This window comes from Nocardia sp. NPDC058497, from assembly GCF_042720195.1.
GTDB lineage: Bacteria > Actinomycetota > Actinomycetes > Mycobacteriales > Mycobacteriaceae > Nocardia.
Window position 1 is genome coordinate 1 of sequence record NZ_JBHXMY010000213.1, and the last position, 9,138, is coordinate 9,138.

A 9,138-nucleotide genomic window follows, 5' to 3' on the forward strand; every position below is an offset into this window, starting at 1 on the left:
CTGCTGTTCACCGGTGACTGCATCAGCGGCAAGCAAGCCGCCGAATGGGGTCTCGCGGTCGAATCCTGGCCCGCCGACGAACTCGACGACCGCACCGAAGCCCTGGTACAGCGCATCGCCCGCATGCCGGTCAACCAGCTCATGATGGCCAAACTCGCCCTCAACTCGGCCCTCAATACCCAGGGCGTGGCCAACTCGGCCATGGTCAGCACCGTCTTCGACGGCATCTCCCGCCACACCCGCGAGGGCTACGCCTTCCAGACCCGCGCCGCCACCGCCGGTTTCCGCGAAGCGGTCCGCGAACGCGACGACCCGTACGGCGACCACAAACGCGCCCAGTTCGAGCGCTGACTCCACTGCGTCGTTGACGCCGGTGGGATCGCGGCGAAGACTTGGTGCCACACAGAGCCCGCGGAAGAAGTTCCACCATGCCGGACAACACCGCCTCCCGACCGTCCTACGACAACTCGTCGACGGCCGTCGCCCGGGTGGCTCAGAACAGCATCTTCGAACGCTTCGCCCGCGCCGGCTACCTCATGAGCGGCATCGTGCACCTGATCATCGGCTATATCGCCATCCGGATCGCGCTCGGCGGCGCCGGGGGAACCACCGACCAATCCGGGGCCATGACGGAAGTGGCCGCCAAGCCCGGTGGTGTCTTCGTGCTCTGGGTGGGCGTCGTCGCGTTCTCGCTGATGGCGCTGTGGCGGTTCGCCGAAGCGGCACTGGGCAGCGCGTCCGAACCCGACGCCGACACAAAGAAATCCGAAGCCTTCAACCGGGTCAAGGCATTCTCCCTGGCCGTCGTCTATCTCGCTTTCGCGGTCTCCGCCTTCGGATTCGCCCGGGGCGGTGGCGCGTCCAGCAGCGAGCAGAGCACGGGGATCACCGCTCGCATGATGCAATCCACCGCGGGCACGATCGCCCTCGTCGCCGTCGGGCTGATCATCATCGCGATCGGCGGCTATCACGTCTACAAGGGCGCGACCCAGAGCTTCCTCGACGACCTGAAAGGCGCCACCAGCGACCTGGTCCGCCGGCTGGGCACGGTCGGCTACATCGCGAAAGGGCTGGCCATCGCCGCGATCGGCTTGCTGGTGATCCTCGCGGTCAGCCGATCCGAACCAGGGGAAGCCACCGGTCTCGACGGCGCGTTCAAGACCCTCGGGGCGCAACCCTACGGAGCGGCTCTGCTGGTCGCGGCGGGTCTGGGCATCATCACCTATGGCTTCTACAGTTTCGCCATGGCGCGCTACACCAAGATGTAGCCGTCTCGGCCGTCGTCGCGGTGGTCGACACTCCGAACCCGGGTGCCGCGGTCGAAAGACCCACGGCTACTAGTCTTTCTGCCCATGGGGACGACCAGCGGAAAGGCCGTGGATGCACCGGGCGCGAATTCCGCGGAGCGGTTATCGAACATGGTGGGGTGCAGCTATCGCGCCGAGGACGTCTATGTGGTGGGGCGGGAGAAGATCCGTGAGTTCGCGCGCGCTGTCCAGGACACGCACCCGGTGCACTGGTCGGAACCCGCGGGCGTGGAGTACGGCTACGGCGGGCTGATCGCGCCGCTGACGTTCTTCTCGATCCCCGCCTTCCACGCTCAGCTCGCGATGTTCGACGCTGTCGCCGGTGGCTACGACCTGAGCCAGATCATGCAAACCGATCAGGTCATCAACTACTACAAGCCGATTCGGTCCGGTGACATACTGTCCTTCGACGTCGGTCTCGAGTCGTGTCGCCAAGCTTTCGGCGGCGAACTCTTCGAGTTCAAGACTGTGATCACCGACCAGGACGGCAAGGTGCCGATCATCTCGCGGACGAGCTTCGTCGGTCGATCCGCGGCCGGTGCGAGCGCGATTCCGTTCGGCGACAAGCTGGTGACGCAGGGTTTTCGGGACGTCCGGTCGAATACCGTACTGGCACTGCGAGCGGCCGATGAACCGCGCCCGGAGCCTGTGCCGCACGTCGAGCCGGGCGCAGGCAGCCATGCGCTTGCCTTCGAGTCTGTCTCGGTGGGCGATCAACTCCCACCGCGACTCGTTGCACTCACCCCCGGCGACCTGGTCAACTACGCCGGCGTGGCCGGCGACCCGAACCCCATCCACTGGCACCCCGAAGCGGCACGCGCGGTGAACCTGGAAGCACCGGTCGCGCACGGCATGCTGACGATCGGCCTGGGAGCGGGCTACCTCACCTCGTGGCTCGGTGACCCCGGCGCTGTCATCGAATGCGCGGTCCGGTTCACCAGCCCGGTCTACGTCACGAGCGCGGGCGCGACCATCGAGTTCTCGGGAACAGTGAAGTCGGTCGATCCGCGACGCCGGAGCGCCGTCGTGGCCATCACCGCCAAGTGCGAGGGACGCAGGATCTTCGGCCGCGCGACGGCCACGGTCCGCCTGCCCGCGGCCGACGGACCTCGTTGACTCAGAATCCCGCTTCGTCGAGTTCCATCACCGCGAGGCCGGTGCCGGAGATGACTGCCCGGTCGGCGGTCAGGTGGGGCAGGACCGTGGTGGCGAAGAACGAGGCGACAGTGATCTTGCCGCGGTAGAAGGCGGCGTCGTCGGCTGTCCGGTCGGCATCGAGTGCGGCCGTGGCGATGTCGGCGGCGACAATGAGCCGCCATGCCACCAGCAGGTCACCGACGATGAGCAGGAACCGGACGGCATGCAGGCCGATCCGGTAGAGCGCGGTCGGCTCCTCGCCCGCGGCGAACAGGTGTGCGGTGAAGTCCCCCACGATCTCCTGCACATCCTCGAGGGCGTGGGCGAGCAGGATCTTCTCGGTCTTGAGATGTCCACCGCCGGTGTCGGAGTGGGCGGTGGCGCGCACCTGGGCGAGCAGGTGGGTCAGTGCGACGCCGCGGTCGCGGGCGATCTTGCGGAAGAAGAAGTCCTGAGCCTGGATCGCGGTCGTGCCTTCGTACAGTGAATCGATCTTGGCGTCGCGGATGTACTGCTCGATCGGGTAGTCCTGCAGGAAACCGGATCCGCCGAAGGTCTGCAGGGATTCGGTGAGGTACTGGTAGGCGCGTTCGGAGCCGACGCCTTTGACGATCGGCAGCAGCAGATCGTTGACCCGCTCGGCGAGCTGCTCGTCGGCGCCGGAGAGTTGACGCGCGACCGACGGATCCTGATGACCCGCGGTGTAGAGGTAGATCGAGCGCAGGCCCTCGGCGTAGGCCTTCTGCGTCATCAGCGAGCGGCGGACATCGGCATGGTGGATGATCGTCACCTTCGGCGCGGCTTTGTTCGAGGCCTGGGTGAGGTCGGCGCCCTGGATCCGGGACTTCGCGTAGTCGAGGGCATTGAGGTAGCCGGTGGACAGCGTCGCGATGGCCTTGGTGCCGACCATCATTCGCGCTTCCTCGATCACCTCGAACATCTGCGCGATGCCGTCATGGATCTCGCCGACGAGGTAACCGACAGCAGGCACGCCGTGCCCGCCGAAGGTCAGTTCGCAGGTCGCCGAGGCCTTCAGGCCCATCTTGTGCTCGACGTTCGTGACGAGGACACCGTTGCGCTCACCGGGTTCGCCGCTGTGATCGTCGAAATGGAACTTGGGGACGATGAACAGGCTCAGCCCCTTGGTGCCGGGACCGGCACCCTCGGGGCGGGCCAGCACCAGGTGGACGATGTTCTCGAACAGGTCGTCGGAGTCGGCGGAGGTGATGAATCGCTTCACCCCCTGGATGTGCCAGGACCCGTCCTCCTGCCGGATCGCCTTGGTGCGGCCCGCGCCGACGTCGGATCCGGCGTCGGGTTCGGTGAGCACCATCGTCGCGCCCCAGTTGCGCTCGACAATGTGTGTGGCCCAGCGCTTTTGCTGCTCGGTGCCGATGCCGCCGAGGACATCGGCCATCCCCGGGCCGGTCAGATACATGTAGGCGGCGGGCTGCGCGCCGAGGATCAGTTCGTTGATCGCCCAGCCGAGCATCGAGGGCGCGGGCACGCCACCGACCAGCTCGCTCTTGGACACTCGCCACCAACCGGCCTCCTGCCAGGCCCGGACCGCGTCCTTGAACGGCTCGGGCAGCCGGACGGAATTGGTCTCCGGGGTGAATACCGGCGGGTTCCGGTCGGTTTCGGCGAACGACTCGGCGACAGGGCCTTCGGCCAGCCGCGCCGCCTCGGACAGCATCATCCGCACGGTGTCGGCGTCGAGGTCGCCGAAGGCGCCCGAGGCGAGCACGGTGTCGAGGCCGTAGACCTCGAACAGGTTGAACTGCAGATCACGAACGTTGCTCTTGTAGTGACCCACCGGCCATCACCTCTCGACGGGACCCACCGCGACCGGGCAGGTGCTGAGGAACCGCGACACGCGCCGCGGAGCCCATGATGTCGCAGCGTTTCGTCCCCCGCAACCTATGTGACTCTTCGATAAGGAGTCATATCTGTGCTTTTACGGCAATGAACTGGCCTGATGTGTTCTTTCAGATTTCCAAGTCACTCATCGCAAAGTTCCGGTGACCGCAGCGTCGGCACCTCGGCGAGGGCGATCTGCTCGCCCAGGGCGCGGAGGAACTCGGGGAGATCGGCGCGGTGGGCCAGCCGCGGGTTGCGCACCACATCGGTGAGGAGGGTGGTGATGGTGTGGATCAACACTCGCGCCGTGGATATCGACAGCTCGGGACGGACGGTCTGCAACAGCCGGGCCCAGCCGATATTGCCTTCGCGGTGGATCCGGCGATAGTGGGCCACGGCCTCGTCGGGCAGGTGCCCGACCTCGCTGACCGCCGTGCCGACCAGGTCGGTGTGTTCGATGGCGAAGCGAATGTAGTAACGCAACACAAGCCGCAGCGATTCGTACGGGTCCTGGCCTTCGGTGAGTGCCCGCCGGGCGTAGATCTCGACCCACTGGCTGTTGCGGTCGATGATCTCGTTGAGCAGCTGGGTCTTTCCGGCGAAGTGGTGATACAGCGCGGGGCCGCTGACGCCGACCGAGGCGCCGATGTCTTCGATGCTCACGGCGCCGAAGCCGCGGTCGCTGAACAAGCGGGCAGCGGCGACGATCATCTGTTCCCCGCGGAGCTCGTGCGCGGGCTGGATGCTCGCGTCGTCCGCACCGGCCCGGTCGAGCGAGGGGAGGGCTTCGCCGCCGAGGGTGACTCCGATGACGGCATCGACGACCGCGTCGAGCACCCGGGCGAAGTGGTCGGCCGGCAGCTGGGTGCGGTGGTTGGACGGGCTGGTCACCACCGACAGCACGACCCAGCTGAGCGCTTCGTGATCCGAGGCGGTCAGATCGGGCCTGCGGGCCCGGATGGACCGCCTGATGAGGACGGTCAGGCGGACCGCGCGGGACAGGCCGGCGACCCGGTCGGCCGGGGTCAGGCTGCGGAATTCGAGCTGCCACAACCGGGACAGACCGCGGATTTCCAGCGCGACCCTGACCAGTTCGGCCAGCGCCGCATCGTCGGCACCCGGCCTTTCCCGGGCGGCCGCGACCCGGGTGACGATCAGGTCGAGTCCTTCGCGCAGGCAGGATCCGAGCAGGTCCTGCTTGGTGCGGAAGTGCCGGTACAGCGCGGCCTGCGTGATGCCGACCGCCGCCGCGATGTCGGCCATGGACGTGCGGTGATAGCCGCGTTCGGCGAAAGCGCCGGTGGCCGCCTGCAGGATGGTCGCGCGGCGATCGCGTGGCCTGCGGCGCACCGGCGGCCGCGTGCTGCCGGACCCCGGACCAGGCGGTGCGGGCGCCTTGTCGGCCGCGTCCAGGACGCCGAGCAGCATGCGCAGCAAGGACTCGGCGAACTCGGGCGTGGTGGCGTCGACCCAGCCCACCGACCAGTCGTGCATCTGGCCGCTGATCGAGCCGATGAAGGCGGAGGCGATGAGCCGGAAGTCCCGCGCGGCGATCTCGCCGCGGGCGGCGAGGTGGTCGCACCCCTCGCACAGCAGGTCCACCCAGCGCGATCGGCAAGGCCCCCGCCGGGTGGCCCTCCGCTCACCCCCACCGCCCACCACCACGAAGGCGATCCGGGCCCGCCGTCGATCGCTGACGAGGGGCAGGAGGTACGCGTGGACCAGCGCCGCCGCCTGGTCGGGCAGCGGCTGATCCGCCATCCGGCCGACCTCGTCGCGTACCTGCTGTTCGACCAGCTCGTTGATGTGCAGGTACAGCTCGCTCAGGAGGTCTTCGAGCGTGTCGTACTCCTGGTAGAACTGCCTGGTCGACAGGCCCGCGGTGCGGCACAGGTCGGCCAATCGGGTGTTCCGGTAGCCGGCACCGGCGCCGAAGGTCTCGAGCGCGGTCTCGCGCAGCCGCACCCGGCGCTCGACACGCCGTTCGTCTGCCGAAAGGCCCCCGTAGCGCCCTGCCGACGGTGAAATTCTCGCCACCGATACCTCGATTTCCCCGCTGAGTGTCCGATCCGCGCGACCGGCGTCCTGAGGCAATGTAGCCGAGAATCTCCAACTTTGGATACAGAAATATTCAAAGTTGCGCAGTGTGGCACGGGCCCCGACGGGCCGAGCGCGGACGTGAGAGGCGGAGTCGCATCACCGGGGCGATCCTGGGCTCGCGTCCCGCAGGTGCTCCGAATATGCTGCACTTCGTGTCGAATCTGCGGATCAGTGAAGTAGCTGCCTTGATGGGTGTCAGTGATGACACGGTGCGCCGGTATATCGACCAGGGCCGGCTCACGGCGATTCAGCTCGACAGCGGCCGCAAGGGGGTGGACGGGCGGGAGCTGGCGGAGTTTCTGCGGGAGGGCGCGGAGGCGCCCGATCCGGGAACCACCGTCGCGAGCTCGGCGCGGAACCGGATGCGCGGGATCGTCACGCGGATCGTGAAGGACACCGTGATGGCCCAGGTCGAGATGCAGGCCGGGCCGTTCCGCCTGGTGTCGCTGATGAGTCGCGATTCGGTCGACGAGCTCGGTCTCGAGGTCGGCAGTGTCGCGGTGGCCTCGGTCAAGTCGACTCATGTTGTTGTAGATGTCCCGGAAAGCTGATGAGGGTGAACATGATTCGTACAGTGCGCGCGGTCGCGGTGGTCGGCGCGGTGGCGCTGGCCGCGGTCGGCTGTGGGAGCGACAAGGCCGACGAGCCGACAGCGGCGGGGGACAAGGTCACCGGCACCGTCACCGTCTTCGCCGCGGCGTCGCTGACCGAGACCTTCACCGAGCTGGGTAAGCAGTTCGAGGCGGCGCATCCCGGGGTGAAGGTGGTTTACAACTTTGGTGGCAGTTCGGCGCTGGCCGAGCAGATCAAGCAGGGTGCGCCCGCCGATGTGTTCGCTTCGGCGGCTCCGAAGAACATGCAGCAGGTCGTCGATGCCGGTGAGGTGACCGGGAAGCCGGTGGTTTTCGTGCGCAACCGTCTGGAGATCGCGGTGCCGGCGGGTAATCCGGGTCACATCACCGGTCTGGCGGATTTCGGAAAGACCGAGCCCAAGATCGCGCTGTGCGCCGAGCAGGTTCCGTGTGGTGCGGCGGCGAAGACGGTGTTCGAGGCGGCGGGTGTCAGCCCGCAGCCCGATACCCGTGAATCCGATGTGAAGGCTGTGCTGACGAAGGTGACTCTGGGCGAGGTCGATGCGGCGCTGGTCTACCGGACCGATGTGCAGGCCGCCGGTGCGAAGGTCGAAGGTATCGACTTCCCCGAGTCGGGCAAGGCTGTCAACGACTACCCGGTCGCGCCCCTGGCGAAGGCGCCCAATGCCGCGGCCGCCGCGGCGTTCGTGGAGTTCATCGAGTCCGACCAGGCGCGTGCGGTCTTCACCGAGGCGGGATTCGACAACCCGTGACCCGAGTCGCACGACGGCGGGCGGCAACGGGGCGGCGTCCGCTGATCCTGATGGTGCCCGCCGTGTGCGGGTTGGTCTTCCTGACCCTGCCGCTGGTGGGGATGCTGCTGCGCACACCGTGGCGGACGCTGCCCGAGCGGCTGGTCAGTGCCGAGGTCGGGCAGGCGCTGCGGCTGTCGCTGGTCTGCGCCACCTCGGCGACCCTGGTGTGTCTGGTGCTCGGCATCCCGCTGGCGTGGTTGCTCGCGCGTGGCGATGTGCCCGGCCTCGGGTTCGTCCGTGCGCTGGTCACGGTGCCGCTGGTGCTGCCGCCGGTCGTCGGCGGTGTGGCGCTGCTGCTGGTGCTGGGTCGACGCGGCTTGGTCGGCCAGTATCTCTACGAGTGGTTCGGGTTCTCGCTGCCGTTCACCACCGCCGGGGTGATCGTGGCCGAGGCGTTCGTCGCGATGCCGTTCCTGGTGATCTCGGTCGAGGGCGCGCTGCGCGGCACCGATCCACGGTATGAGGAAGCGGCCGCGACCCTCGGTGCGTCGCGGTGGCTGACCTTCCGCCGGGTCACCTTGCCCTCGGTGATGCCCGGAGTGGTGGCGGGTGCGGTGCTGTGCTGGGCTCGCGCGCTCGGTGAGTTCGGCGCGACGATCACCTTCGCCGGAAGTTTCCCCGGCACCACCACGACCATGCCACTGGCGGTGTATCTCGCCCTGGAAACCGATCCAGAGGACGCGATCGTGCTCAGCGTCGTGCTGCTCGCGGTATCGGTGGCCGTCCTCGCCGCACTGCGGGACCGGTGGACGCGAGGCGCGCTGTGACCTTGAACGCCGAAATCCGCATCACCCGTGAGTCTTTCGAGCTCGACATCGCCATCGAGGTGGCACCGGGCGAGGTCGTCGCGCTGCTGGGTCCCAACGGCGCGGGCAAGACCACCGCCCTGCGTGCCCTGGCCGGGCTCACCCCGTTGAACGAAGGGCGGATCGTCCTCGACGACCACGTCTGGGACGCACCGCCGGACCGGTTCGTCCCGGCGGAACGACGCGAAGTCGGCGTCGTGTTCCAGGACTATCTCCTGTTCGCGCATATGAGCGCACAGGAGAATGTCGCCTTCGGCCTGCGCGCCCGCGGACAGCACCGCACCGCGGCGCGCGAACAGGCCGCGCGCTGGCTCGAACGAGTCGGCCTCGGTACCCATCTGCACGCGAAACCCCGTGCGCTGTCGGGCGGTCAGGGCCAGCGGGTCGCGCTGGCCCGTGCGCTGGCCACCGACCCGCGGCTGCTGCTGCTGGATGAGCCGCTCGCCGCACTCGACGCGGGCACCCGGCTGCAAGTGCGGGCCGAACTGGCCCATCACCTCGCCGACTACCCCGGGCACACCGTCCTGGTCACCCACGATCC

9 protein-coding genes are annotated in these 9,138 nt (G+C 67.9%); 7 read left to right on the forward strand and 2 right to left on the reverse strand.

Annotation, left to right across the window (positions count from 1 at the left end; genetic code table 11):
* From ACFWPJ_RS16260 to ACFWPJ_RS16270, 3 genes are all read left to right on the forward strand, one after another.
* The coding region (locus ACFWPJ_RS16260) for an enoyl-CoA hydratase-related protein (RefSeq protein WP_378852048.1) at nucleotides 1–351 on the forward strand (351 nt) is incomplete at its 5' end.
* 77 nt (nucleotides 352–428) lie between these two features.
* On the forward strand, nucleotides 429–1,268 hold the full coding sequence (locus ACFWPJ_RS16265) for a DUF1206 domain-containing protein (protein ID WP_378852050.1): 840 nt from the start codon (nucleotides 429–431) through the stop codon (nucleotides 1,266–1,268).
* Nucleotides 1,269–1,352: 84 nt separating this feature from the next.
* Nucleotides 1,353–2,423, forward strand: coding sequence for a fused (3R)-hydroxyacyl-ACP dehydratase subunits HadA/HadB (locus tag ACFWPJ_RS16270; RefSeq protein WP_378852053.1), 1,071 nt, complete (start codon nucleotides 1,353–1,355; stop codon nucleotides 2,421–2,423).
* 1 nt (nucleotide 2,424) lies between these two features.
* On the opposite strand, the gene ACFWPJ_RS16275 is transcribed toward ACFWPJ_RS16270, so the two are convergent.
* Nucleotides 2,425–4,260, reverse strand: coding sequence for an acyl-CoA dehydrogenase (locus ACFWPJ_RS16275; RefSeq protein ID WP_378852056.1), 1,836 nt, complete (start codon nucleotides 4,258–4,260; stop codon nucleotides 2,425–2,427).
* Between the two features lie 185 nt (nucleotides 4,261–4,445).
* Nucleotides 4,446–6,269, reverse strand: coding sequence for a TetR/AcrR family transcriptional regulator (locus ACFWPJ_RS16280; protein WP_378852058.1), 1,824 nt, complete (start codon nucleotides 6,267–6,269; stop codon nucleotides 4,446–4,448).
* 287 nt (nucleotides 6,270–6,556) lie between these two features.
* On the opposite strand from ACFWPJ_RS16280, the gene ACFWPJ_RS16285 reads away from it, so the two are divergent.
* The 4 genes from ACFWPJ_RS16285 to ACFWPJ_RS16300 all read left to right on the forward strand — a co-directional run.
* Nucleotides 6,557–6,955 (forward strand): molybdopterin-binding protein, encoded by a 399-nt coding sequence (locus ACFWPJ_RS16285; protein ID WP_378852069.1) that lies wholly within the window; start codon nucleotides 6,557–6,559, stop codon nucleotides 6,953–6,955.
* Between the two features lie 11 nt (nucleotides 6,956–6,966).
* Nucleotides 6,967–7,749 (forward strand): molybdate ABC transporter substrate-binding protein, encoded by a 783-nt coding sequence (gene modA / locus ACFWPJ_RS16290; protein ID WP_378852061.1) that lies wholly within the window; start codon nucleotides 6,967–6,969, stop codon nucleotides 7,747–7,749.
* Nucleotides 7,746–8,558, forward strand: coding sequence for a molybdate ABC transporter permease subunit (gene modB, locus ACFWPJ_RS16295; RefSeq protein ID WP_378852064.1), 813 nt, complete (start codon nucleotides 7,746–7,748; stop codon nucleotides 8,556–8,558). Before modA ends, modB begins: the two co-directional genes overlap by 4 nt.
* Nucleotides 8,555–9,138 (forward strand): ABC transporter ATP-binding protein (locus ACFWPJ_RS16300; RefSeq protein ID WP_378852067.1); only part of this gene is annotated, 584 nt, incomplete at its 3' end. The genes modB and ACFWPJ_RS16300, both read left to right, overlap by 4 nt.